At 66.8% G+C, this 25,446-nt stretch carries 22 protein-coding genes and 1 pseudogene; 19 read left to right on the top strand and 4 right to left on the bottom strand.

What is annotated here, in order from left to right; all coding sequences use genetic code 11:
• The first annotated feature begins 11 nt into the window (after positions 1–11).
• From ACP26O_RS17940 to ACP26O_RS17865, 16 genes are all read left to right on the top strand, one after another.
• A complete protein-coding gene (locus ACP26O_RS17940; RefSeq protein ID WP_175663578.1) occupies positions 12–1,082 on the top strand; it encodes an aromatic ring-hydroxylating oxygenase subunit alpha in 1,071 nt (356 codons plus the stop codon).
• A complete protein-coding gene (locus ACP26O_RS17935) occupies positions 1,075–1,845 on the top strand; it encodes an SDR family oxidoreductase (RefSeq protein ID WP_105833376.1) in 771 nt (256 codons plus the stop codon). The genes ACP26O_RS17940 and ACP26O_RS17935 overlap by 8 nt, the downstream gene beginning before the upstream one ends.
• Positions 1,846–1,888: 43 nt before the next feature.
• Positions 1,889–2,416 carry a cupin domain-containing protein gene (locus ACP26O_RS17930; RefSeq protein WP_006751280.1) on the top strand — a complete coding sequence of 176 codons (528 nt, stop codon included), beginning with the start codon at positions 1,889–1,891 and terminating at the stop codon, positions 2,414–2,416.
• Positions 2,417–2,435: 19 nt separating this feature from the next.
• Positions 2,436–3,332: an alpha/beta fold hydrolase gene (locus ACP26O_RS17925; RefSeq protein ID WP_175663579.1), complete on the top strand. Its 897-nt coding sequence runs from the start codon at positions 2,436–2,438 to the stop codon at positions 3,330–3,332.
• Positions 3,329–4,186 (top strand): IclR family transcriptional regulator, encoded by an 858-nt coding sequence (locus ACP26O_RS17920; RefSeq protein WP_105833378.1) that lies wholly within the window; start codon positions 3,329–3,331, stop codon positions 4,184–4,186. The genes ACP26O_RS17925 and ACP26O_RS17920 overlap by 4 nt, the downstream gene beginning before the upstream one ends.
• A complete protein-coding gene (locus tag ACP26O_RS17915) occupies positions 4,183–4,980 on the top strand; it encodes an SDR family oxidoreductase (RefSeq protein WP_175663580.1) in 798 nt (265 codons plus the stop codon). The genes ACP26O_RS17920 and ACP26O_RS17915 overlap by 4 nt, the downstream gene beginning before the upstream one ends.
• Positions 4,973–6,640: a thiamine pyrophosphate-binding protein gene (locus tag ACP26O_RS17910; protein ID WP_175654558.1), complete on the top strand. Its 1,668-nt coding sequence runs from the start codon at positions 4,973–4,975 to the stop codon at positions 6,638–6,640. Before ACP26O_RS17915 ends, ACP26O_RS17910 begins: the two co-directional genes overlap by 8 nt.
• Positions 6,633–7,460 (top strand): aspartate dehydrogenase, encoded by an 828-nt coding sequence (locus ACP26O_RS17905; RefSeq protein ID WP_175663581.1) that lies wholly within the window; start codon positions 6,633–6,635, stop codon positions 7,458–7,460. Before ACP26O_RS17910 ends, ACP26O_RS17905 begins: the two co-directional genes overlap by 8 nt.
• A gap of 106 nt (positions 7,461–7,566) precedes the next feature.
• Entirely contained in the window at positions 7,567–9,057 is a 1,491-nt protein-coding gene (locus ACP26O_RS17900; protein WP_175663582.1) for an aldehyde dehydrogenase, read from the top strand.
• Positions 9,058–9,075: 18 nt separating this feature from the next.
• Positions 9,076–10,038 carry a VOC family protein gene (locus ACP26O_RS17895; RefSeq protein ID WP_175663583.1) on the top strand — a complete coding sequence of 321 codons (963 nt, stop codon included), beginning with the start codon at positions 9,076–9,078 and terminating at the stop codon, positions 10,036–10,038.
• On the top strand, positions 10,035–11,279 hold the full coding sequence (locus ACP26O_RS17890; RefSeq protein ID WP_175663584.1) for an NAD(P)/FAD-dependent oxidoreductase: 1,245 nt from the start codon (positions 10,035–10,037) through the stop codon (positions 11,277–11,279). Before ACP26O_RS17895 ends, ACP26O_RS17890 begins: the two co-directional genes overlap by 4 nt.
• Positions 11,280–11,308: 29 nt before the next feature.
• Positions 11,309–12,709 carry an MFS transporter gene (locus tag ACP26O_RS17885; protein WP_175663585.1) on the top strand — a complete coding sequence of 467 codons (1,401 nt, stop codon included), beginning with the start codon at positions 11,309–11,311 and terminating at the stop codon, positions 12,707–12,709.
• 176 nt (positions 12,710–12,885) lie between these two features.
• The gene (locus ACP26O_RS17880; protein WP_175663586.1) at positions 12,886–13,122 is read left to right on the top strand and encodes a DUF3079 domain-containing protein; all 237 of its coding nucleotides are present in this window, start codon (positions 12,886–12,888) and stop codon (positions 13,120–13,122) included.
• 193 nt (positions 13,123–13,315) lie between these two features.
• Positions 13,316–14,983: a hydroxylamine reductase gene (hcp, locus tag ACP26O_RS17875; protein ID WP_175663587.1), complete on the top strand. Its 1,668-nt coding sequence runs from the start codon at positions 13,316–13,318 to the stop codon at positions 14,981–14,983.
• 13 nt (positions 14,984–14,996) lie between these two features.
• Entirely contained in the window at positions 14,997–16,019 is a 1,023-nt protein-coding gene (locus ACP26O_RS17870) for a 2Fe-2S iron-sulfur cluster-binding protein (protein ID WP_175663588.1), read from the top strand.
• A 115-nt stretch (positions 16,020–16,134) separates the two neighbouring features.
• Positions 16,135–16,536, top strand: coding sequence for a PPC domain-containing DNA-binding protein (locus ACP26O_RS17865; RefSeq protein WP_175663589.1), 402 nt, complete (start codon positions 16,135–16,137; stop codon positions 16,534–16,536).
• A gap of 39 nt (positions 16,537–16,575) precedes the next feature.
• On the opposite strand, the gene ACP26O_RS17860 is transcribed toward ACP26O_RS17865, so the two are convergent.
• From ACP26O_RS17860 to ACP26O_RS17845, 4 genes are all read right to left on the bottom strand, one after another.
• Positions 16,576–17,838, bottom strand: a complete 1,263-nt coding sequence (locus tag ACP26O_RS17860) for a DUF2252 family protein (protein WP_175663590.1) — start codon at positions 17,836–17,838, stop codon at positions 16,576–16,578.
• An 82-nt stretch (positions 17,839–17,920) separates the two neighbouring features.
• Positions 17,921–19,210: an NRAMP family divalent metal transporter gene (locus tag ACP26O_RS17855; protein ID WP_175663591.1), complete on the bottom strand. Its 1,290-nt coding sequence runs from the start codon at positions 19,208–19,210 to the stop codon at positions 17,921–17,923.
• A 410-nt stretch (positions 19,211–19,620) separates the two neighbouring features.
• On the bottom strand, positions 19,621–19,869 hold the full coding sequence (locus ACP26O_RS17850; protein ID WP_105831258.1) for an adhesin: 249 nt from the start codon (positions 19,867–19,869) through the stop codon (positions 19,621–19,623).
• 673 nt (positions 19,870–20,542) lie between these two features.
• Positions 20,543–20,977: a universal stress protein gene (locus ACP26O_RS17845; RefSeq protein ID WP_011659079.1), complete on the bottom strand. Its 435-nt coding sequence runs from the start codon at positions 20,975–20,977 to the stop codon at positions 20,543–20,545.
• Positions 20,978–21,830: 853 nt separating this feature from the next.
• Between ACP26O_RS17845 and istA the strand changes: the two are divergent.
• The 3 genes and pseudogenes from istA to ACP26O_RS17830 all read left to right on the top strand — a co-directional run bounded on the left by istA (position 21,831) and on the right by ACP26O_RS17830 (position 25,314).
• A pseudogene (gene istA / locus ACP26O_RS17840) lies at positions 21,831–23,310 on the top strand (IS21 family transposase).
• Complete coding sequence (gene istB, locus ACP26O_RS17835) at positions 23,303–24,100, top strand: IS21-like element helper ATPase IstB (RefSeq protein ID WP_028201690.1); 798 nt, start codon at positions 23,303–23,305, stop codon at positions 24,098–24,100. The pseudogene istA and the gene istB overlap by 8 nt, the downstream one beginning before the upstream one ends.
• A 347-nt stretch (positions 24,101–24,447) precedes the next feature.
• Positions 24,448–25,314 carry an SDR family oxidoreductase gene (locus ACP26O_RS17830; protein WP_228910071.1) on the top strand — a complete coding sequence of 289 codons (867 nt, stop codon included), beginning with the start codon at positions 24,448–24,450 and terminating at the stop codon, positions 25,312–25,314.
• Positions 25,315–25,446: the final 132 nt, after the last annotated feature.

Genomic DNA, 25,446 nt, shown 5'->3' with positions numbered 1-25,446 from the left:
GGAGCACATTGATGACATCCCCCGCACAACACGAAGTCCAACACGACCCGGTCCGCGCCTATCTCGACCGCGGCATCAAGAACTACTGGTATCCCGTCGCCCCGAGCTGGCAGGTGTCGAACGCGCCCGTCGGCCTCACGCGCCTGTCCGAGCAGATCGTGCTGTGGCGCGATCACGAGGGGAAGGTCCACGCGCTGGAGGATCGCTGCCCGCACCGCGGCGCGCGCCTGTCGCTCGGCTGGAACCTCGGCGGCAACATCGCGTGCTGGTATCACGGCGTCGAAATCGACGGCGGCGGCACGGTCAACCGCGTGCCGGCGGTGTCGAACTGTCCGCTCGAAGGGATGAAGTGCGTGAAGTCGTATCCGGTCGAGGAGAAGGCCGGCGCGATCTTCCTGTGGTTCGGCGACGAAGCGCACGGCGAGCCGGCGCCGCTGAACCTGCCGGAAGAACTGGTCGACGCCGAGTACGGCCACTTCCTGTGCGTGTCGAACTGGAAGTGCAATTACCAGTACGCGATCGACAACGTGATGGACCCGATGCACGGCGCGTACCTGCACGCGACGTCGCACTCGATGGCCGAAGGCGACAAGCAGGCCGACATGCGCGTGCGCAAGACGGAAACGGGCCTGATGTTCGAGAAGATCGGCCAGCGCGACGTGAACTTCGACTGGGTCGAGCTCGGCGAAACCGGCTGCCTGTGGATGCGCCTCGCGATTCCGTACAAGCAGAAGTTCGGCCCGGGCGGCAACTTCGGGATCATCGGCTTCGCGACGCCGGTCGACGGCGACAACTGCCAGGTCTACTTCTGGCGCACCCGCAAGGTCAGCGGCTGGCAGCGCGACGTGTGGCGCTTCATGTACCGCAACCGCCTCGAGGGCCTGCACTGGGACGTGCTCGAGCAGGACCGCTACGTCCTCGAAAGCCTCGCGCCGCATGCACGCGATCACGAATACCTGTACCAGCACGACGTCGGCATCACGCGCGTGCGCCGGATGCTGCGCCAGCGCGCGCAGGAACACCTGTCCGCGCTCGACGCGCACCGTGCGGCGCACGCCGCGGCGGAGCCCGCGAATGGCTGAGTTCGCTCCGGTCGTGTCGCTGCCGGGGCGCCGCGTGCTCGTCACGGGCGGCGCCCGCGGTCTCGGCGCGGCGTTCGTGAAGGCGCTGGTCGCCGCGGGTGCGCAGGTCGCGTTCGGCGACGTGCTCGCCGAAGAGGGCCGCGCGCTGGCTGCGGAACTCACGCAAGCCGGCCATACCGCGCATTTCTTCGCGCTCGATCTGGCCGATCCGGCGAGCGTCGACGCATTCGTCGCGCAGAGTGCGGCGGCGCTCGGCGGCATCGACGCGCTGATCAACAACGCGGCGATCACGAACTCGGGCGGCAGGCTGTCGACGGAACTCGACGTGCCGACCTGGGATGCCGTGATGAACGTGAACGTGCGCGGCGTGTGGCTCGTCAGCAATGCGGCGCTGCCGCACCTCGCGCGCTCGGGCCGCGGCGCGATCGTGAACCTCGCATCGGACACCGCGCTGTGGGGTGCGCCGAAGCTGCTCGCGTACGTCGCCAGCAAGGGCGCGGTGATCGCGATGACGCATGCGCTGGCACGCGAGTTCGGCGCGCACGGCGTGACGGTCAATGCGATCGCGCCGGGGCTCACCGAAGTCGAGGCGACGGCCTACGTGCCGGCAGAACGGCATGCGTTCTACATGCAGGGCCGTGCGCTCACGCGCGCGCAGGTGCCCGACGACGTGACGGGCCCCGTGCTGTTCCTGCTGTCGGACGGCGCGCGCTTCGTGACGGGTCAGCTGCTGCCGGTGAACGGCGGCTTCGTGATGAATTGATTTGAACGAATTGAAGTTTTCACTCTGAATGAAGGAGAGGACGATGGCGGACGCAGATCTCGAACGCAAGTCGTGGGACCAGCCGGATGACGCAAGCTTCGGCGACTGGATGGAAGGGCGCGTCGCGCGCTACGCGACGCGGCGCTACGACTGGGACGCGCTGAAGTTCCAGGCCGACTACGACCCGAAGTACCGCCGTGCGCAGATGCGCTACGTCGGCACGGGCGGCACGGGCGTCGCGAAGGACGTCAACACGGTGCCGGCCGGCAACTTCACGTTTTCGACGATGGTCATCCCGGCCGGCAACATTGGCCCGAGCCACATCCACACCGACGTCGAGGAAATCTTCTTCGTGCTGCGCGGCAAGATGAAGGTGATCTGCGAGCGCGACGGCGAGACCTGGGAAGCGATCCTCGGCGAGCGCGACCTGATCTCGGTGCCGCCGGGCGTGTATCGCACGGAAATCAACATCGGCGAGGAAGACGCGCTGATGTGCGTGATGCTCGGTTCGGCGAAGCCCATCACGCCGACCTATCCGCCGGATTCGCCGCTCGCGAAGATCAAGCGCTGAGACGGGGCGGAGCCAAGCAATGAGTGTCATCGACAAACGTGAACGCGACCGCACCGCGGCATTCGCCGCGCTGCTCGGGCAGTTTCCCGAACAGCGCTGTGCAGCCGGCGCGGCGGGCACGATAGGTTATCGCGAGGCCGGCGCGCAGCATGCGGGCCACGCACTGCCCGTCGTGCTGCTGCACGGGATCGGCTCGGGCGCCGCATCGTGGGTGTGCCAGCTCGACACGCTCGGCGCGTCGCGACGCGTGCTCGCGTGGGATGCGCCCGGCTACGGCGTGTCGACCCCCGTGCACGGTGCGTCGCCGACCGCCGCCTATTACGCGGCGTCGCTGAATGCGTGGCTCGAGGCACTCGGCATCGAACGCTGCGTGCTGGTCGGGCATTCGCTCGGCGCGATCATCGCGGGCGGCCTGTGCCGCCTGATGCCCGCGCGAATCGCCGGCCTGCTGCTGATCTCGCCCGCGGGCGGCTACGGTAGGGCGCCCGCCGAAACGCGCGACACGCGCCGCGACGCGCGCCTCGCGATGCTCGACGAACTCGGCCCGGCCGGGCTCGCCGAGCAGCGCAGCGGCAACATGCTGTCGGGTTTTGCGAGCGAGGATGCGCGTGCGTGGGTGCGCTGGAACATGGCGCGCATCGTGCCGGCCGGCTATGCGCAGGCCACGCATCTGCTCGCGAACGCCGATCTCGCGACCGATCTCGCCGGCTTTCGCGGCCGCACGGCCGTGGCCGTCGGCGCGAACGACGCGATCACGCCGCCCGCCGCGTGCGAGCGCATCGCCGCGGCCGCGCAGGTCGAGCTGCAGGTGATTCCGCAGGCCGGTCATGCCGGCTACGTGGAAGCGCCGGCCGTCTATTCATCGCTCATCGACACGTTCTGTCGTCAGTGCGACACGCAGCGAGGCATGGCATGAGCGAACCGCTGCAACAACCAGAATCCGACAGCACCAAGGCCGACGCCGGCTACGTGGTGCCGGGCCTCGAACGCGGGCTGCGGATCCTCGCCGAATTCTCGCCGCGCGAGCCGGTGCTCGGCGCGCCGGAGCTGTCCAAGCGCCTCGGCATTCCGCGCACGACGGTGTTCCGTCTGCTGCAGACGCTCGAATCGCTCGGCTTTCTCGAGCGTGCGGACAAGGATCGCAACTACAAGCTGGGTATCGCCGTGCTGCGGCTCGGCTTCGAGTACCTGAGCTCGCTGGAATTGACCGATCTCGGCCTGCCGGTGATCGAGAGCCTGCGCGACGCGACCGGCTTCACGACGCACATCGTGATCCGCGACGGCCGCGACGTGGTGTTCGTCGCGAAGGCGCAGTGCCAGTCGCCGGTGTTCAGCGCGATTCGCGTGAACGTCGGCACGCGGCTGCCCGCGCATGCGACGACCCACGGCCACGTGCTGATGGGCGACCTGTCGCTGAAGGAGCTGCGTGCGCTGTATCCGGAAGGCACGCTGAGCCGGATGACGAGCGCGACGCCGGAAACGGTCGACGCGCTGTACGAAGTGATCCGCGAGGATGCGCTGCGCGGCTACGGCATCAGCAATTCGTCGTTCGAGCGCGGTATCTCGGTGGTCACGGCGCCGGTGCGCAACGACACGCAGAAGATCGTCGCGTGCATCACGGTGACGGTGCCGCGGCCGGAGATCGACGAGGCGCTGATCGCCGACGGCCTGTTCGACAAGGTGCAGCGCGCGGCGGCGGAACTGTCGCGGCGGCTCAATTACCGCTCGGATGACGAGCACACGTTTCTCAAAGCTTTAGGACTCCGATGATCCAGATCGATCTGACCGGGCAGGTGGCGGTGGTGACGGGCGGTTCGTCCGGCATCGGCCTCGCGACTGCCGAACGGTTCCTGCAGGCCGGCGCGTCGGTCGCGATTTGCGGCCGCGACGGCGAACGCCTCGTGCGCGCCGAAGCGATGCTCGGCGAGAAATACCCGGGCGCTCAGCTGCTCGCCGTGCGTTGCAACGTGCTCGACGAAGCCGACGTGGCCGCGTTCGCGCAGGCCGTGTCCGAGCGCTTCGGCCGCGCCGACATGCTGGTCAACAACGCGGGCCAGGGCCGCGTGTCGACCTTCGCCGACACGACCGACGACGCATGGCGCGAAGAGCTCGAACTGAAGTACTTCAGCATCATCCGCCCGACGCGCGCGTTTTTGCCGCTGCTGCGCGACGCGCAGGCGCCGACGATCACCTGCGTGAACTCGCTGCTCGCGCTGCAGCCGGAGCCGCACATGGTCGCGACGTCGTCGGCGCGTGCGGGCGTGCTGAGCCTCGTGAAGTCGCTCGCGACAGAACTGGCGCCGCAGCGCATCCGCGTGAACTCGATCCTGATCGGCATCGTCGAGTCGGGTCAGTGGCGCCGCCGCTACGACACGCAGGCGCAGGCCGGCGAAAGCTGGGAAGACTGGACGGGCGCGCTCGCCCGCAAGAAGAACATTCCGCTGAACCGCTTCGGCAAGCCCGACGAGGCAGCCTGGGCACTTTTTTATCTCGCAACGCATCTGTCGTCCTACACGACGGGCAGCCATATCGACGTTTCTGGAGGCTTTGCACGCCATGTCTAAAAAAACCACGGTTGGCGAGCTGATTGCCGCCTTTCTCGAGCAGTGCGACGTCAAAACCGCATTCGGTGTCATCTCGATCCACAACATGCCGATCCTCGACGCGATCAACTCGCGCGGCAACATCCGGTATGTCGGCGCGCGCGGTGAAGCGGGCGCGGTGAACATGGCCGACGGCCTGGCCCGCGTGTCGGGCGGCCTCGGCGTCGCGTTCACGAGCACCGGCACGGCGGCGGGCAACGCGGCCGGCGCGATGGTCGAGGCGCTGACGGCAGGCACCGCGCTACTGCACATCACGGGGCAGATCGAGACGCCGTACCTCGACCAGGACCTGGCCTACATCCACGAAGCGCCGGACCAGCTCACGATGCTCGACGCGATCTCGAAGGCCGCGTTCCGCGTACGCACCGTCGAAACCGTGCTGCCGACGATCCGCGAAGCGGTGCGTATCGCGCAGACCGCGCCGACGGGCCCCGTGTCGGTCGAGATTCCGATCGACATCCAGGCCGCCGAAATCGAATGGCCGGAAGACCTCGCGCCGGCGCACGTCGCGGTGCGCGAGCACGACGATGCACGCGTCGCGAAGCTCGCCGACGCGCTGGCGGCCAAGCGCCGTCCGCTGCTGTGGCTGGGCGGCGGTGCGCGCCATGCGCGGGCGGAAGTCGAACGCCTGGTGAAGCTCGGCTTCGGCGTCGTGACGAGCGTGCAGGGCCGCGGCGTGCTGCCGGAAGATCACCCGGCGACGCTCGGCGCGTTCAACGTGCATGCGTGCGTCGAGGCGTTCTACAAGACCTGCGACGCACTCGTCGTGGTCGGCTCGCGTTTGCGCGGCAACGAGACGCTGAAGTACAAGCTCGCGCTGCCGCAGCCGCTGTTCCGCGTCGACGCCGATGCGCTCGCCGACAACCGCGGCTATCGCAACGAGCTGTTCGTGCACGGCGATTCGAAGCGCGTGCTGGCCGAACTGGCCGATCGCCTCGAGGGTCGCCTGTCCGTCGATCCGCAGTTCGCGCTCGATCTGGCTGCGGCGCGCGAGCAGGCCGTCGCCAGCGTGGCGGAAGGCCTTGGGCCCTACAAGAAGCTCGTCGATACGCTGCAAGCGGCGGTCGGCCGCGACTACAACTGGGTGCGCGACGTGACGATCTCGAACAGCACGTGGGGCAACCGCCTGCTGAAGATCTTCGAGCCGCGCGCGGGCGTGCATGCGCTCGGCGGCGGCATCGGCCAGGGCATCCAGATGGGCATCGGCGCGGCGCTGGCCGGCTCGGCCGCGAAGACGGTCTGCCTGGTCGGCGACGGCGGCCTGATGGTCAACGTCGGCGAGCTCGTGACGGCCGTGCAGGAAAACGCGAACGTGATGATCGTGCTGATGAACGACCAGTGCTACGGCGTGATCCGCAACATCCAGGATGCGCAGTACGGCGGCCGCCGCTGCTTCGTGCAGCTGCACCAGCCCGATTTCGCGCAGTTCTGCGCGAGCTTCGGCCTCACGCACTACCGGATCACGTCGCTCGACCAGGCCGAAGCGATCGTGCGCGAAGGGATCGCGAAGGAAGGCCCGGTGATGGTCGAGGTCGACATGCTGTCGGTCGGCGCGTTCGCATCGAACTTCGCGGGCCCGCCGGTGAAGAAGGAAGAGCCGTCGGAGCGGCAATATGCGTAACGGACACGCACACGGGCATGCGCCCGTCGACGTCGCGATGATCGGCTTCGGCGCGATCGGTGCGGCCGTGTATCACGCGGTCGAGCACGATGCATCGTTGCGCGTCGCGCACGTGATCGTGCCGGAGCACCAGCGCGACGCGGTGCAGCGTGAGCTCGGCGGTGCGGTGGAGGTCGTGTCGTCGGTCGACGCGCTGGCCCGCCGCCCCGAGTTCGCGCTCGAATGCGCGGGTCACAGCGCGCTCGTCGATCACGTCGTGCCGCTGCTGAAGGCCGGCACCGACTGCGCGGTCGCGTCGATCGGCGCGTTGTCCGATCTCGCGCTGCTCGACGTGCTGTCGCAGGCCGCCGACGAAGGCGACGCGACGCTGACGCTGCTGTCCGGCGCGATCGGCGGGATCGATGCGCTGGCGTCGGCGAAGCAGGGCGGCCTCGACGAGGTGCTGTACGTCGGCCGCAAGCCGCCGCTCGGCTGGCTCGGCACACCCGCCGAGGAGCTGTGCGACCTGCGTGCGATGACCGAAGAGAAGGTGATCTTCGAAGGCACCGCACGCGACGCCGCGCGGCTGTATCCGAAGAACGCGAACGTCGCGGCGACCGTCGCGCTCGCCGGCCTCGGCCTCGACGCGACGCGCGTGCGCCTGATCGCCGACCCGGCCGTCACGCGCAACGTGCACCGCATCACCGCACGCGGCGCATTCGGCGAGATGTCGCTTGAAATGAGCGGCAAGCCGTTGCCCGACAACCCGAAGACGTCCGCGTTGACCGCGTACTGCGCGATCCGCGCGCTGCGCAACCGCGCGGCCCGCTGCGTGATCTGAGCGGACGACGCGGCCATTCCGGTCATTCGGGCCATTCGGGCCATAGAACGGCCGCCTGCGCCACGGCGCGGGCGGCTGGCAGAGACAGATTTGTGGGACTTGTGACATGACTCCATTCGATACGAGCCTCGTACCCAACGGCGACATCCTGATCGGCGGCGAGTGGCGGCGCGGCCGCGGCGCGCCTTACACGAGCATCTATCCGGCCGACCAGTCGCTGAACCTGGAAGTATCGACGGCGAACGCGGACGACGCGGCCGACGCCGTCGTGGCCGCCGACGCCGCCTGGCGTCGCGCCGACTGGGCCGGACTCAAGCCGCATCAACGCGCGCTGGTGCTGTACCGGATTGCCGAGCTGATCATGCAGCGTCACGAGGCGCTCGCGAACCTGCAGCGCCGCGACAACGGCAAGCCGATCGGCGAGACGCGCGTGCTCGTCGCGAGCGCGGCCAACACGTTCCGCTATTTCGCGGCATGCCTCGAGACGCTCGACGAGGAACTGACGCCGTCACGCGGCGACTACCTGACGATGAGCGTGCACGAGCCGATCGGCGTGATCGCGGCGATCACGCCGTGGAACTCGCCGATCGCGTCCGACGCGCAGAAGCTGGCCCCGGCGCTCGCCGGCGGCAACGCGGTGGTGCTCAAGCCGGCCGAGGTGACGCCGCTCGTGTCGCTCGCGCTGGCCCGCATCTGCGAGGAAGCCGGCGTGCCGAAGGGCGTGCTGAGCGTGCTGCCGGGCAAGGGCTCGGTGATCGGCGACGTGCTGGTTCGTCATCCGCTCGTGAAGAAGGTGTCGTTTACCGGCGGCACCGAAGTGGGCCGCGGCATCGCGCGCATCGCGGCGGAAAAGCTGATGCCCGTGTCGCTGGAACTCGGCGGCAAGTCGCCGACGATCGTATGCGACGACGCGGATCTCGATCACGCGGTCAACGGCGTGCTGTACGGCATCTTCAGCTCGTCGGGCGAGGCTTGCATCGCGGGTTCGCGGGTGTTCGTGCAGCGCGCGGTGTACGACGAATTCATGCAGCGGCTGGTGGCCGGCGCACGCAAGCTGCGCGTGGGCGACCCGACGCGGCCCGACACGCAGATGGGCCCGCTGATCAGCGCGAAGCATCGCGAATCGGTGGAGCGCTACGTCGCGCTCGGGCTGGAGGAAGGCGGGCGCCTGCTGTGCGGCGGCGAGCGGCCGTCGGGCGACGGGCGCGAGGACGGCTTCTTCTACCAGCCGACCATTCTCGAAGGCTTGCCGAACAGCGCACGCATCTGCCAGGAAGAAATCTTCGGGCCGGTGCTCGTCGCGATGCCGTTCGACGACGAAGCATCGCTGATCGCGCAGGCGAACGACAGCGTGTTCGGCCTCGCCGCCGGCATCTGGACGCGCGACTACAAGCGCGCGTGGCGCCTCGCGCGCGCGCTCGAGACGGGCACCGTCTGGATCAACACGTACAAGCTGTTCTCGATCTCCACGCCGTTCTCGGGATGGAAGGAGAGCGGGATGGGCCGCGAGAAGGGACGTCTCGGGATCCGCGAGTACATGCAGCAGAAGAGCCTCTACTGGGGCTTGAACGACGCGCCGCTGCCGTGGGCGAACTGAGCGAAGGGGAATGACGCAATGAGCATCTTGGGTATCGAGCAGATCACGTATGGTGTCGACGACCTCGCGACGTGCCGGCGCTTTTTCGCCGACTGGGGGCTGAAGGAAGTCGCGCACGACGACACGCGCGGACGTTTCGAGACGATGAACGGCTGCACCGTGCTGGTCGTGAAGGCCGACGATCCGTCGCTGCCGCCCGCGTTCGAAGCGGGGCCGACGCTGCGTGAAGTCACGTGGGGCGTCGCGACGCGGCAGGAACTCGACGCGCTGCGCACGACGCTGGCCGGCCAGCCCGGCTATTACGCACAGGACGATGCGGTGGGCTGCATCGATCCGAACGGGATGGCGATCCGCATCGAGGTGACGCGCAAGCGCGTGCTCGACATCACCGGCTCGCCGTCGAACGTGTGGGGCCGGACGGCGCGCATCGATCAGCCAAGCCCGATCTATGCGCGCGCGGAGCCGGTGGAGGTCGGGCACGTCGTGTTCTTCACGAACTGCCTCGACGCGCAGGAAACGTTCTATCACGAGCTGCTCGGCTTCGAGACGTCGGACCGCTATCCGGGCCGCGGCGCGTTCATGCGCTGCGCACCGCACGGCGGCCACCACGACCTGTTCCTGCTCGCGCTGCCGAATGGCAAGCGCGGCCTGAACCACGTCGCGTTCACCGTGCGTGACATCCACGAAGTGTTCGGCGGCGGCATGCACATCGACCGTTGCGGCTGGGAAACGCAGCTCGGCCCGGGGCGTCACCCGGTGTCGTCCGCGTACTTCTGGTACTTCCAGAATCCGGCCGGCGCGCTGATCGAGTACTACGCGGATGAAGACGTGCTGACACCGCAATGGCAGCCGCGCGAATTCGAACCGGGCCCGACCGTGTTCGCCGAATGGGCCGTCGACGGCGGCCTCGACGGCAACACGCGCCGGCAGAAGAACGCGAAGGCGCCGGAAGGCAAGTTCATGACGGAGCGCAAACCATGACCGAAGCGAACACACAGGAGCAGCCCGCGCCCGGCACGGTCGTCGTGATCGGCGGCGGCCAGGCCGCCGGCTGGGTGCTCAAGACGCTGCGCGCGGAAGGGTTCGCGGGCCGCCTCGTCATGATCGCCGACGAGCCGCACCTGCCGTACGAGCGCCCGCCGCTGTCGAAGGCCGTGCTGGCCGGCGACGCCGACATCGAGACCGTGCGCGTCGTGCGCCCGGACGAATTCGACACGCTGAACGTCGAGGCTTGGCAGCCGGAGCGTGCGGCGTCGATCGATCGTGCGCGCCGCGTGGTGAAAACCGAAAGCGGCCGCGAGATCGAATACGACCGTCTCGTGATCGCGACCGGCGGCACGTCGCGCCGCTTGCCCGAAGCGATCGTCAACACGTCGAACCTGCACTACCTGCGCACGCTCGACGAAGCGGCCGCGCTCGGCGAGAAGCTGCGTGCGAGTCGGCGCGTGCTCGTGATCGGCGGCGGCTGGATCGGCCTCGAGGTCGCGGCGACCGCGCGCAAGCTCGGTGTCGAGGCCGTCGTCGTCGAAGGCGCGCCGCGTCTGTGCGGGCGCTCGGTGCCGCAGATCGTGTCGGACTTCCTGCTCGATCTGCATCGTTCGAACGGCGTCGACGTGCGCCTCGGCGCGGCGCTCGCGTCGCTCGACGCGCAGCCGGACGACGCATCGAAGGTGCGCGCGACGCTTGCCGACGGCACGACGATCGACGCCGATTTCGCGGTGGCCGGCATCGGCCTCGCGCTGAATGCGTCGCTCGCGAGCGACGCGGGGCTGGCGCTCGACGACGGCATCGTCGTCGACGAATTCGGCGCGACCAGCGACCCGGCGATCTTCGCGTGCGGCGACGTCGCGAATCATCACAACGGCTGGCTGAAGCGGCGCGTGCGGCTCGAATCGTGGGCGAACGCGCAGAACCAGGCGATCGCGGCCGCGAAGGCCGTGCTCGGCGTGCGTGCGCCGTACGCGGAAATTCCGTGGTTCTGGTCCGATCAGTACGACGTGAACCTGCAGATTCTCGGTGATCTGCCGGCCGATGCGCAGCTCGTCGTGCGCGGCGATCTCGCCGCGCGCCGCGCGACGCTGTTTTTCTTGGGCGATGGGCATGTGAGAGGTGTCATCGCCATCAACAACGCACGCGAGCTGAAGCTCGCACGCAAGTGGATGAACCAGGGCCGGGCAGTGGATACGGAAGCCCTGGCGGACACGACCAAAGCGCTTGCCTGACCGGCGACACGATCCAGGAGACTCCCCGCATGAGCACTTTCGACAACGTCGTGGCCGGCAGGGCCACGATGGAAGCTGCCGCCTCCACGCCCGGCGCGATCATCGCGCGGCTCGAGCGGCTTCCGGCCAACGGGATGCAGATCCGCGCGCGCGTGCTGATCGGCACCGCGACGTTCTTCGACGGCTTCGACGTGATCACGATCGCGGCGACGCTGCCGCTGCTGATTCACAAGTGGGGGCTGTCGCCGACGCAGATCGGCATGCTGATCGCGTCCGGCGCGATCGGCCAGCTGATCGGCGCTTTCCTGTTTCCCGCGCTCGCGGAGAAGCATGGCCGCGTGAAGGCGATCGCGTGGAGTTCCGCCGTGATCGGCATCACCAGCATCGCGTGCGGCTTCGCGCCGACGTTCGAGATCTTCGTGCTGCTGCGGATTCTGCAGGGGCTCGGGCTGGGCGGCGAGCTGCCGGTCGCCGCGACCTACATCAACGAGATCACGCGTGCGCACGGCCGCGGCCGCTTCGTGCTGCTGTACGAGATCGTGTTCCCGATCGGCCTGCTGGTGTCGATGGCGCTCGGTGCGTGGCTCGTGCCGCGGTTCGGCTGGGAAATCATGTACTTCGTCGGCGGGCTGCCGCTGATCCTCGCGCTGGTGCTCACGCGCCTCGTGCCGGAATCGCCGCGCTGGCTCGCGTCGCGCGGGCGGCTCGCGGAAGCGGGGCAGGCGGTGGGCGTGTTCGAAGCGTCGGTGCGCGGCGAGCTGCCGCCGGCCACGCAAGCGGCTGCGTTCGACGAGATGGTGCGCCAGCACCCGAAGCGCCGGATGAGCGACCTGTTCAGCGCCGCGTATCGCAAGCGCACGCTCGCGGTGGCGACGCTGTGGGCGACCTGCGGGTTCATCCAGTACGGGTTGTCGACGTGGCTGCCGACGATCTACAAGAACTTCTATCATGCGCCGCTGCAGCTCGCGCTGAATCTCGCGGTGATCGGCTCGGTGATGGGCGTGCTCGGTTCGCTCGCGTCGGCGCTGCTCGTCGACAAGCTCGGCCGCAAGCCGGTGATCGTCTGGTCGTTCGTGCTGTGCGCGCTGTCGCTGGCGCTTGCAGGCGTCTATCACGCGTCGTCGGTGTATGTCGTCGCGTTCTTCTGCTCGCTGTCGCTGGGGCTGATGGCATCGGGCTTCATCACCGCGTACGTCTATACGCCGGAGCAGTATCCGACGAGCATCCGCGCGTCCGGCTGCGGGCTCGGCAGCGCATGGCTGAAGATCGCATCGTTCGCCGCGCCGATGATCGTGCCGCACGCGATCATCGGCGGCAACCTCGCGCCGGCGTTCTACCTGATCGGTATCGTGCCGCTGATCGCGGCGCTGACCGTCCACTTCGTCGGGATCGAGACGAAGGGCAAGGTGCTGGAGGCGCTGGAGGCATAAGCGCGGCCGGCTGCAACGGCGGCAACCGCTGATACGGAAGGCCCGGACGATGTCCGGGTTTTTTCGTTTTCGGGCGACACCGGCGACGGTGCGAACGAATGCCGCATCGGCGGCGCTTTCCCGTGCACTAGAGTCGAACGGTAGCGAATGAACCGACACCGGGACGACCACGCATCATGGCCAAGAAATTTCCGCTGCATCCCGTGCATCCGGAGCGGATCTGCTGGGGATGCGACAACTATTGCCCGACGCAGTCGATGCGTTGCGGCAACGGCTCCAGCCGGACCCAGCACCCGAGCGAGCTGCTCGGCGACGACTGGTATCGATACGGCGACTGGGGCATCGCGGGCGCGGATGCCGACGACGCAAGCGCACCGTCCGCACCGTCGCCTGAAGTCGGCGGGCAATCCTAGCGACAAGTTGCCTCACCGGCCGGCATCCCGTTTGTTGATCTGCATCACGGTCGCGAAGCGCGTGCCGAAACATCATGAAAAAGATGCATCAGAGAAGCATCTTGAAGCGGGCGAGCAGCCCGGCGGCCCGGAACACGCGTCCGGGCGCCGTTCGCACCGACCCGCGCCCCCATGATCGACAAAGGAGAACACCGTGTTTTGCTATCAATGCGAACAGACCGACCGGACCGGCGCGCGGCCCGGCTGTGCATCGGCGAAAGGCAATTGCGGCAAGGATTCGACGACGGCCGACCTGCAGGACCTGCTGGTTCATGCGGTGAAGGGCATTGCGCAGTACGGCGCGATCGCGCGCACGATGGGCGTGCCCGACCGCGAAGCCGAGCGCTTCGTGCTGTACGCGATGTTCACCACGCTGACCAACGTGAACTTCCATGCGGCGCGCTTCGTCGCGCTGCTGCGTGAAGCCGCGCAGACGCGCGATCGCGTGAAGGCCGCCTGCGAAGCGCACGCACGCGCCGCGGGCACGGCGCCGCCGGTGCTGCACGGGCCGGCCGAGTGGCAGCCGGCGGACGATCTGGCGGGCTTGCTGAAGCAGGCGGCGAGCGTCGGCATCGACGCGGGCCTCGACACGGTGGGCGCGGATATCGTCGGGCTGCGCGCGCTGGTGCTGTACGGCCTGAAGGGCGTGTGCGCGTATGCGCATCATGCGCAGGTGCTCGGCTACGAGCGCGACGACATCTACGAAGGCGTCGACGCGGCGCTCGCGTTCCTCGCGGGCAATCCCGCCGACGTCGACGCACTGCTCGCGCACGCGCTCGATCTCGGCCGACTGAACCTGACGGTGATGGAACTGCTCGACAACGCGAACACCGGCCGCTTCGGCGCGCAACAGCCGAGCGCCGTGCGCGTGTCGCCGGTGGCGGGCAAGGCGATCCTCGTGTCGGGCCACGATCTCGGCGATCTGCACGCGCTGCTCGAACAGACGGCGGGCACCGGCATCCAGGTCTACACGCACGGTGAAATGCTGCCGGCTCACGCGTATCCGTCGCTCAAGGCTTTCCCGCATCTGGCCGGCAACTACGGCGGCGCATGGCAGGACCAGCAGAGCGACTTCGCGCGTTTCCCCGGGCCGATCCTGATGACGTCCAACTGCATCATCGAGCCGCTGCCGCAATACCGGCAGCGCATCTTCACGACGGGGCCGGTCGGCTGGCGGGGCGTGCGCCATCTCGAACATCACGATTTCCCGACGCTGATCCGTGCCGCCCAGGCGCTGCCGGGCTTTCAGGCCACGGCGCCGGAGGAGACCATCACCGTCGGGTTCGGCCGGCATGCGGTGCTGGGCGTCGCGGACAAGGTGATCGACGCGGTGAAGGCCGGGCAGATCCGCCACTTCTTCCTGATCGGCGGCTGCGACGGCGCGGCGCCGGGGCGCAATTACTACACCGAGTTCGCGGAGCAGGCGCCCGACGATACGGTGGTGATGACGCTTGGTTGCAACAAGTACCGGTTCAACCGGCACGCGTTCGGCGATATCGGCGGCATCCCGCGCCTGCTCGACATCGGGCAGTGCAACGACAGCTATTCGGCGATCCGGATCGCGACCGCGCTCGCCGATGCGTTCGAATGCGGCGTGAACGACCTGCCGCTGTCGCTCGTCATCTCGTGGTTCGAACAGAAGGCAGCGGCCGTGCTGCTGACGCTGCTCGCGCTCGGCATCCGCAACATCCGGCTCGGGCCGACGCTGCCCGCGTTCGTCACGCCGGGCGTGCTCGCGGTGCTGGTCGATCAGTTCGGAATCCAGCCGATCGGCGACGCCGGCGCGGACCTCGCCGCGGCGCTCGCGCGCCGGGCGGCGTGAGCAGGATCGTTCGATGAGCTACCGGATCGAGATCACGACGCGTGACGGCGCGCCGTTCGGCTTCGACTGCGAGCCCGGCCAGGATCTGCTCGCGGCGGCGGCGCAAGCCGACATCACGCTGCCGTCGCAATGCCGGCGCGGGAGCTGCGGCGCATGCCAGGCGACCGTCGTCGACGGCCCGTACGAGATGCAGGCGCACAGCGCCGACGCGTTGCCGGCCGGCCAGCGCGGCGCGGTATTGCTGTGCCGGACGACGCCGCTCGGCGACCTGCGGGTTGCGGCGCCGTACGACCGCGCCAAGGTGCTGCTGCAGCCGGTGCCCGTGCGCACGGCGCGGATCGCCGAGCTCGACGCGATCGCGCGCGACACGATGCGCGTCGAGCTGCAGATCGAGCCCGACGATGCGTTCGGCGTGGCGGCGGAGTTCGAAGCCGGCCAGTTCGCGGAGCTGGAAGTGCCGGGCAGCGGCCTGCGCCGGCCCTATTCGCTCGCGAACACGAGCAACTGGGATGGCCGGCTGGAGTTCCTGATCCGGCTGCGGGCGGGCGGCTGGTTCTCGACCTATCTGCGCGAACGCGCGCGGCCCGGCGATCGGCTGACCGTGCGTGTGCCGATGGGTGGGTTCGGCCTCTTCGCCGACAGCCTGCGGCCGCGCTGGTTCGTCGCGGGCGGCACGGGCCTCGCGCCGATCCTGTCGATGCTGCGGCGCATGGCCGAGTATCAGGAGATGGGCGACGCGCGGCTGTTCTTCGGCGTCAATGAGGAAAGCGAACTGTTCATGCTCGACGAACTGGAACGCTTGCGGGCCGAGTTGCCGCAGTTGCGGGTCGATGTGTGCGTATGGCGGCCCGGCGTGGAATGGACCGGGCTGCGCGGCACGCCGGTCGACGCGTTGCGCGCGGCGCTGGCGCACGCGCCGGTGCTGCCGGAGGTCTACGTTTGCGGGCCGCCGCCGCTCGTCGAAGGTGCGCGGGAAGTCGCGATCGCCGCCGGCGTGCCGGACGCGCAGTTCGCGAGCGAGCGGTTCACCGTGTAACGTGAGCGCCGGATGTTGCTGCGACGAGGTTCCATCCGGCAGGCGCAGGCTTGCCGGATTGCCTGGTCGAACGTACGCTTTGTCGACACCCAGGCCCACCAGCAGGTGATCGAACATGCAAGCCCATCCTCTGCGTCTTTCCCCCGGCGACGATCTGCGCGCTGCCATCGAACACGCGTTGCGCGGGCTTCGCGCACACGCCGCATTCGTGATCCAGGGCATCGGCAGCCTGAACGTCGCGCAGTTGCGCTATGCCGGCGTCGACTCGCCGACCGAACTGCGCGGCGACCTCGAAATCCTGACGCTGGCCGGTTCGGTCTCGCCGGACGGCGCGCACCTGCACATGTCGGTTTCCGACGCGCAAGGCCGCGTATCGGGCGGGCACGTCGCGAGCGGCTGCGTGGTACGCACGACCGCCGAGATACTGCTCGTACTGTTGCCCGCGCATCGTTTCTCGCGTGAACCCGACGCGGGCACCGGATTCAACGAGCTGGTGATTCGCCCGGACACACGCTGATCGCGCGGATCCTTCGCGGCGCATGACCGGTGCGTCGATTCAGCGGACCGCCTTGCCGAGCACATGGCGCCGGCAATGCTCGAGATACGCTTGCTCATGCGCGGCCATCAGTTCGATGATGCTTTTCCACAGCCATGAAGGCGCGTCGAGGGTCTTCGGCCGCTGGCGACGCAACTCGGCGCGCCACGCGCGCTGCGTCGCGTCGTCCATCTGCGCGGCATGCGCGCGGCCGATCACCAGCGCAAGGTAGCGGGCGACTTTCACCGCGTCGGCCTCCGACAGCCGTTCTGCTTCCAGTTTCAGATCCTGCGGCATCAATTCGCGCATGACGACGGCGCGCCCGTCGAGGCGTGCCGCGCACATCCGGCTGCCCAGCATCGGCGACACGTGCCGCGCGCCTTCGAGCACGCGTTGTGCGGCATCGCCCGGCATGCGTACCCCGGGGTATTTCGGCGCCTTGGCGGCCCTGGCTTCCTTGATGTCGATCAGGTAGGGCGGATGTCCGTCGGAACATGCGTCGTCGATATCGAGCATCACCGCGTAGCGCCGTCGGCCCAGCGAGCTGCAGCCCTTCACCCAGAACGCGGCGTCGAGCACCTTCATGCCGGCGTCGCAATGTGCCGTGCGGCTGAGCGCCGCGCCGATCGTCGAAACCGGCGCGGTTTCGAACAGCGTGAGGATGGCGCTGCGCTCCCGTTCCGACAGCGGCCAGAAGCGTTTGCCCAACGGGATGTGCGGCGCGGTGTTCATGATCGTCTGCCGGTCGAGTTTGCGCCACGAGCGATGCAGCGCCGCCTTCATCGCGATCTGCACTTCGTGAGGGCGTTGCATGTGGCTGAGTTCGTCGCGGCGCCGGCTGTCGAACGCCTGCTCGTATCCGTCGGCGAGCGCCTCGATCATCCGCCACGTGATGATGCCGGGCAGATCGGAGCTGCGCGCCGCGGTGGCGAGCGAGAACCCCAGACGCAGCACATCGTGGACCGGATTGCCGATCACGCTCTGGTCGAGATCGCGAATCTGCACGGCGACTTCACCCGTCTTCGACGCGACGGGCCCCAGATTGCCGAGATGACAATCGCCGCCGATCCATATCGCGGGTCCGTCGGGCACGGTGCCGGATCGATGGTCCGCCAGCCATGCGTAAAAGCGCTCGGCGCTGCCGCGCGTATAGGTGTGGATCGAGCGCGCCATCTTGCGGCTGCGCAGGTTGGCGAGAATGGGCGCGCGCTGGTCGCAGGCCGGCAGCTTGGCCGACCCGGCGGTTTTCTTGGCCACGATGCGTCCTCCTTCCATCCGCGGCATGCGTTCCCGGTGCGTGAGCACCGCGCGATGCCGGTTTATTCCGGCGAGGCGAAGCGCCGACACGGCGGCGCGGCGGGGCCGCTCAGTCCGGCACGAGCACGCCCATCGCCGCGATCACCATCGCGGACGTCGCGAGCCAGCCGCCCCATGCCAGCACGCCCCTGACGGCGAATTCGCCCATGATGCGTCTGCTGCCGGCCATCAGCATCATCACGAACATGATCGGCACCGCCGTCACGCCGTTGATGACCGCACTCCAGTAAAGCGCCCGGATCGGGTCGAAATGCATGAACGTGATCGCGACGCCGCCGATGGTCGCCAATGCGATCACGCCATAGAACTCGGGCGCGACACCCAGTCGCAACGCGAGGCTGTTGCGCCAGCGGAAGGTGCCCGCGGCCGCATACGCGGCGGATCCCGCGAGAACCGGCAGCGCCAGCAGGCCGGTGCCGATGATCCCGAGCGCGAACAGCACGTATGCGAAGTGCCCGGCGACGGGCTCGAGTGCCCGTGCGGCATCGGCCGACGTCTTCACGTCGATGTGATGCATGTGGAGCGTCGCCGCGGCCGTCAGCGTGATGAAGAACGCGATGATGTTCGACACGCCCATGCCGACCCAGGTATCGACGCTGATCCGGCGCAACTGCGCGGGCGCCTGGTGAGGCATGATTCGCAGCGGTCGCTGGTTCGGCGCCGCGCGCAATTCCTCGACTTCCTGCGACGCCTGCCAGAAAAACAGATAAGGGCTGATCGTGGTGCCGAGCACGGCGATGACCGTCGTCAGGTACGCGGCGTTCAACTGGATCTGCGGCAGCACGATCGCACGGCCGACCTCGTGCCACGGGACGGGCACGATCAGCGCGACCGCGACATAGGCGAGCAGGGTCAGCGCGGTCCATTTGAGCAGGCGGGCGTAGCGGTCGTACGGCACGAAGATCTGCAGCACGACCGACACGCCGCCCAGGCAGACGACATAGAGCTCTTGCGGGCCGTGCAGCAGCAGCTTGACCGCCGCGCCCATCGCGGACAGGTCGGCCGCGATGTTGATCACGTTCGCAATGGTCAGCAGCGCGACGGTCGAATAGAGCAGCCACGGCGGATAGTGCGTGCGCATGTTCGACGCGAGGCCCTTGCCGGTCACGCGGCCGATGCGCGCACTGATCAGCTGGATGGCCGTCATCAGCGGATAGGTCAGCAGCAGCGACCACAGCAGTTCGAAGCCGAACTGCGCACCCGCTTGCGAATAGGTACCGATGCCGGAAGGATCGTCGTCGGCGGCGCCGGTGACGAGCCCGGGCCCGAGGCGGCGGAGCCACGTGGTCGCGCGAGGGCGAGGTTGTTGTGCGGAATCGATGGACTCTTGGTCGTTCATGTTGGCGGCGGCCCGTGATGAAGGACAGGGAAGTCGCAATCGGCGTGCCCGGGCGGAATGGGTTTTCGGTCGCGCAGCCCAGCGCAGCAGAAAGCCGCTACGGGCGGCGCGCGGGAAGCGGGGATAGGGGAAGTTGGGTGGACGGCGCGCGCGTGACCGGGCGCGTCCGAATCGGGACATCGACGGGGTTGCCCGGCGATTTTGCCCCGGCCGCTAAAGGATGGACTTGCTTGAAGTGGCGCGCAGGCCGCTCATCGATTCGTCGAGCGCTGCATTGACGGCGTGTTGGCGGCTACCGGCAGGTCAGGGCCGGTCACGCGGAGCACAAAGGACGGAAAGCGCCGGGCGCGACCGCTCTGGGCCCCGCGGCGCGACACGGGCGCAGCCGACACGGCGGCGCCCGTTCGACCTCAACGCGCGGCCATCGCGGCATCCTGATTGCCACGTCCGCTCACGAGGCAACCGGACATGAATGCCTCGCTCTGGCTGCTGGCTGCCGCGTTGCCGAAGCCGCGGCTGAGTGCGTCGTATTTCACCTGCTCGGCGCCTTGCGAGCACGCGGTCGGACTGGCGTCGCGGCCTTGCGCATGCAGCAGCGCCCGATCGCCGATCAGGTAGGCCAGCAGCGCGAAAAAAGCGATGTGTACCACTCGTCTCATGATTCGTCTCCTCGTCGCTGAAGCGTAACGCGGACACGTGGTGCGAAGCATTGGGGCTTCCCCGGGTAATCGTCTGCTGAAACGCCCGTCGGCCGACGTAATGACGTCCCTTTTTGCCCATCGTGGCGGGGAAAGTGGCGGCCGGCGGCCGGACCGGCACGCAATCGATGCGAGTTTGACGAATGTCAGGATGCGGGCAGGGCGAGACGGTCGGGCTATGGGGCGAAGCGATAGCATGAATGCATGTTCTGGCGGAACGCGATGCGCGGCAAAGCGATGGGCGCGGCGGTTCCGAATGCAGCGGGTACGTGTTGAACATCGCTATCGAAATAGTGAGGAATCCAAATGCTTAACGTCTCTTCGGTCCTGATCAGCATGGCGCCGTTGTGGGTCATTCTGCTGGGCGCGTCTTCCGCGGCGGCCTATCTCGTGTTCTGGCGCAAGGCGATCAAGTAAGCCGGTCGATGCTGCGTGACAACGCACGCGTGTGCGTCGCAGTATCGGTACATGGCGCACGACGGCTTTTGCGCCGTGCTATGCGCGTCCTTGAATCGACGCGAATGAAACGACCCGCCTGAGCGGGTCCATGGCGGCCTCGTCCCGCCGGTGCGCGCATCGAGCCCGACGACGCGGTGCCGCCCAACACGACGGCGACGCGGCGGCGATCAGCCGCTTATCGCACCGCCGTCACCGGCACATTCGAAATCCGCACGAGCCGGCTCATCACGCTGCGGCGGAACATCGACAGCATCGTATGAACCGGATCGAGCCGCGGCGCGACGACGACGATTTCGTCGCAGCCCATCTCGGCCGCGACGGCCGCGATCGTGTCGGCCACCGGCCCGACCTTCTTCACGACGCTGTACCGGACTCCGGCTTCCCGCAGCACCCGCTCGGCCATCGCCAGATCCTCGCACGCGAACTTGTCCTCGATCGAGCGCAGCCGCGACAGCGGGTGAAACGCCTCGAGCCGCGTCGCTTCGAGCGGCGGCTGTACGTTGATCAGCACGATCTCCGATGCGCAGCGTTCGTGATACAGGAAGGTCGCATGGCGGACCGCCTGCAGCGAACGGGGCGAATGACCGACAGGAACCAGCAGCTTGAGCATGGACGATGCTCCGAAGTCGAGATGTTTCCAGCGTAGCGCGCCGCCGGATCGCTCGATCTAAAGAAATCGGGCGGCCACGTAAAAATGCCGTCAACGCCGGCCGTCGCGTTGTGTTGCGCCTATTAGAAATATAAGAAATTTAAGTTTATGCGCATAAACGTTTTCATCAGCCGGTCGGCAAACCCCCTCCTGCTATCGGCGCACAACAAAGTCTGCAGCAACTAGGAAGCGGGGTTTCAGAGACATCAAAGTATGCAGCATCGGGGAAAAGTATGGTTCAGCGCACCATTTCGGGTGCGTTTCGCTAGGCTTGTACCTGCGCATCTGCGCAGCAATCAATGACAGTCCAACCCCGACCCATCAGCATGTCGAGTTCCCCATGCCCAAACGCATCCTTCCGCATCGCCAAGCACAGCAGATGGGTCGGGCGAGTCATGGCGACGTAATGGAGCCTGAGCCGCCCAAGCATTCGCGTGCCTTCAGGGACCTGCCGGCCCCTGGCATTTGTCGAAAAGCCGCCCGACTTCGTGCCTAGCAACCATGGCTTGAGTTCGCTTAGATGATGCGCGTGGTAGAAACTGTCGAGGACGAGCGTCGCCGTGTGCGTCTCGCCCTTCACAGCATGGATCGAACTCAGCCGAATGTGTACCTGTGGTGCGTCGGGCGGATAAGCAAACAAATTATCGGTGCGCGCGGCGATTGCGGCTTCGGCTGTTGATGTCCGCACAGAACTGACCCACTAGAGCTGCAAATTTTCATCGAATTTTGACCCACGTGATTGAATGCCCTGCTCAATCTTTGAGCAGGGGATACAAAGGTGATCACGGTGGGCATATTGGCCAAGATCAGGCGGATGTATTTCCGCGAGAAGGTCCCGCTGCGCGAGATTGCGCGGCGTACGGGCCTGTCCCGAAACACGGTGCGCCGCTGGCTGCGGCAGACTGATGCCGTCGAGCCGAAGTATCCGAAGCGCGTCAGCCCGAGCGTCATCGACGACTGGGCCGCACAGCTGACAGGTTGGCTGCGTGCCGACAGTCATCGCCCGAAGCGTGACCGGCGCACCGCCCGGTTCATGTTCGAGGCGATCCGCGCCGAGGGTTACGCCGGCAGCTACGGCCGCGTGAGCGCGTTCGTGAGGCGTTGGCACGAGGAGCAGGCTGAGGCGCCTCGCAGGAAGGCCTTCGTGCCGCTCGCCTTCGAACCCGGCGAAGCCTTCCAGTTTGACTGGAGCTGCGAATACGCGTTTGTTGGCGGGCTACGGCGACGCCTGGAGGTTCGCCCACGTCAAACTTAACTCTAGCCGCGCGTTCTGGCTCGTCGCCTATCCCACCCAGAGTCACGAGATGCTGTTCGACGCACACGCCCGCGCATTCGCCGCGTTCGGCGGCGTGCCCCGGCGCGGCATCTACGACAACATGAAGACCGCTGTGGACAAGGTTGGCCGCGGCAAGGAGCGTGCGGTCAACGCGCGCTTCGAAGCAATGTGCAGTCACTACCTGTTCGAGCCAGAGTTCTGCAATCGGGCGGCAGGTTGGGAGAAAGGCATCGTCGAGAAGAACGTTCAGGACCGGCGACGTCAGATCTGGCACGAAGCAGCGCTACGGCGCTGGGAAACGCTGGAGATCCTAAACGAATGGGTCGCTGGTCAGTGTCGTGAGGCGTGGCACATGCGGCACCCGCAGTGGCCTGAGCTGACAGTCGAGGATGTGCTGCAGGACGAGCGTACCCGGCTGATGCCCAATCCACGGCCGTTCGACGGCTACATCGAGCAGACCCTGCGAGTCTCGTCGACCAGCCTGATTCACTTCCAACGCAACCGCTACAGCGTGCCCACCGAGTACACGAACCAGTTGGTGAGCGTGCGCTGCTATCCGGCATATCTCAGCGTCGTCGCCAACGCCCAGGAGATCGCACGCCACGAACGCAGCTTCGAGCGGCACATGACCTTCTACGATTGGCGCCACTACGTCACGCTGGTCGAGCGCAAACCCGGCGCACTGCGCAACGGCGCACCGTTCATCACGATGCCGCAGCCGCTGCAACTGCTGCAGCGGCATCTGCTGAAACACCCGGGCGGCGATCGCGTCATGACGCAGGTGCTCGCTGCGGTGCGCGAACACGGGCTCGATGCGGTGCTGCTCGCCGTACAGGCTGCGCTGGATTCAGGACGCCCCAGCGCAGAGCACGTCCTGAACGTGCTGAGCCGGCTGAAGGCGCCCGTCACGAATGGCAGCCTCGCCACGACGAAACTCCAGCTCAAGGAAGAGCCCGCGGCCGACGTGAGCCGTTACGAGACGCTGCGCGCCAACCCACCGGAGGATCGTCATGTCTAACGATATCGCGGCCCAGTTCAAGGGTCTTAAACTGCACGGCATGGCGAGCACGTGGCCGGAGCTGCTCGCGCAGTCGCGTCACACTGACTTCGAGCCGGAGCGCTTCATGAAGCAGCTGCTGATGGCTGAAACCGCCGAACGGCAGGTGCGCTCGATCGCCTATCAAATGACCGCTGCGCGCTTCCCGGCACACCGCGACCTGAAGGGCTTCGACTTCGCGCAGGCACACGTCGACGAAGCGCTGGTGCGCGAACTGAGCGAGCTGTCGTTCCTCGCAAGCGCGCACAACGTCGTGTTCATCGGTGGTCCGGGCACTGGCAAGACGCACCTCGCCTCAGCGATCGGAATCGAAGCCGTACAGCGCCACGGCAAGCGTGTGCGCTACTTCTCGACCGTCGAGCTGACCAACGCCCTGGAGCAGGAGAAGTCCATCGGCAAACAAGGCCAGATTGCCCACAAGCTGATGTACGTCGATCTGGTGATCCTCGACGAACTGGGCTATCTGCCGTTCAGCCAGACCGGCGGTGCATTACTGTTCCATCTGCTCTCAAAGCTATACGAGCACACGAGCGTCGCGATCACGACCAATCTCAGCTTCGGCGAGTGGGCGAGCGTGTTCGGGGATGCAAAGATGACGACAGCGCTGCTGGACCGCGTCACCCATCACTGCCACATCGTCGAAACGGGCAATGAATCGTGGCGCTTCAGGACCAGTTCTGCCAAGGCAAAGACAACAAGAAAAAGAGCGGCAAAACCAGCGGGTAACGAAGAGTTATCCACACCGGAATAGATGTACTACGCTGTCTCGGGGTGGGTCAGATTTAGATGAAATCGGTGGGTTAAGACTCGGTGGAAATCAACAGGTCGGTATTTGATTGCCGATGGAGCATTTATGGGTAGGATCGTGGGTAGGAAGCCATCCGTGACTGAGAGAGTCTTACCTGGCGGACCTATGCGAGCGGTTGGTGGAGTCGGCTGCCTTCCGCCAGTCAAGGGTTCCCGGACATTCCGGCGGCTTCTGTGAACGCGTCGCAGGTCGCTGATTTCAACGCGATTTGTGGGTAACGGCATGCGTGCGGCTTCCCCTCGCGTCCCACACAATTTCCGCGCGAAGTATGGGTAGCGGCGTTGGCTTTGGTGTTTGCTCCATTTGACGAAGAAGGCGAGGAGGCAGTCATTCGCCGTCTTGCCGCAGCGCGTTCAATTGACGGGATCATCATCACCCGCGCGCGGGTTGATGTCCCGCGGGTTCCGCTACTCAAATCGCTGGGCATCCCTTTCGTTGTTCACGGTCGCACGCACACGTGTGAGGACTATGCATTCGTCGATATCGACAACGAAGCCGTCTTCTTCAAGTCGGCTTCGCTTCTATTGAACCTTGGACATCGACGAATCGTGATGCTAAACGGGCTGCCCGAATTCAAAATCTGTCCCCGCCCCCGATTTTGCGAAACGATGGCATTCGCGTTCGACACTCCAAGCATTGACATCCTCGTCAGCAATGCCGGCGGCTCGCGGCAGGTGCCGGTGATCGCGCCGGAAACGACATGGGAAGAGGCATTCGCGCTGAATTTCTCTGTTGCGCGCCGGCTCGCCGAAGCAGTACTCCCGAGAATGCGCGCGCGCTGCTGGGGCCGCGTCATCAACATCAGCGGGTTGATGGAGCCGCGCACGCTCAACGCGGCCAGTGCGGCGAAGGCCGCCCTTCATCTGTGGACGAGAGGGCTCTCCTGCGACGTCGCCGCCGACGGCGTGACCGTCAACACGATTCCGCCGGGCCGCATCAACAGCGAGCAGACGCTGACGAAACTGCATCCGAGCGAGGACGCACGCCAGGCGTTCGTCGCGAACAACATTCCCGCGGGCTATTTCGGTGAGCCCCAGGATATCGGGCATCTGGTCGCACTCCTGCTCCACCGCTTGCGCGATATATCACGGGGGCAGTCATTCCGGTGGATGGGGGCATGCATTATTTCGCGCACTGACGTTCAGGCGATGCATTGAGTGGCAGCATTGCGTCGCCATCCGACCGAGTTCCACGAATGGATTTCCCGTAAAGCGAAATAATTCTGTCACTCCAGAATCCGCACAGATCCTGATTAGACGTTTATCCGAAAGCAGACCGCCGAATGCATC

Origin of the sequence: Burkholderia sp. R-40, from assembly GCF_049942845.1 — a bacterium.
Classification (GTDB): domain Bacteria; phylum Pseudomonadota; class Gammaproteobacteria; order Burkholderiales; family Burkholderiaceae; genus Burkholderia; species Burkholderia ambifaria.
This window is presented reverse-complemented; position numbering and strand designations above follow the sequence as displayed.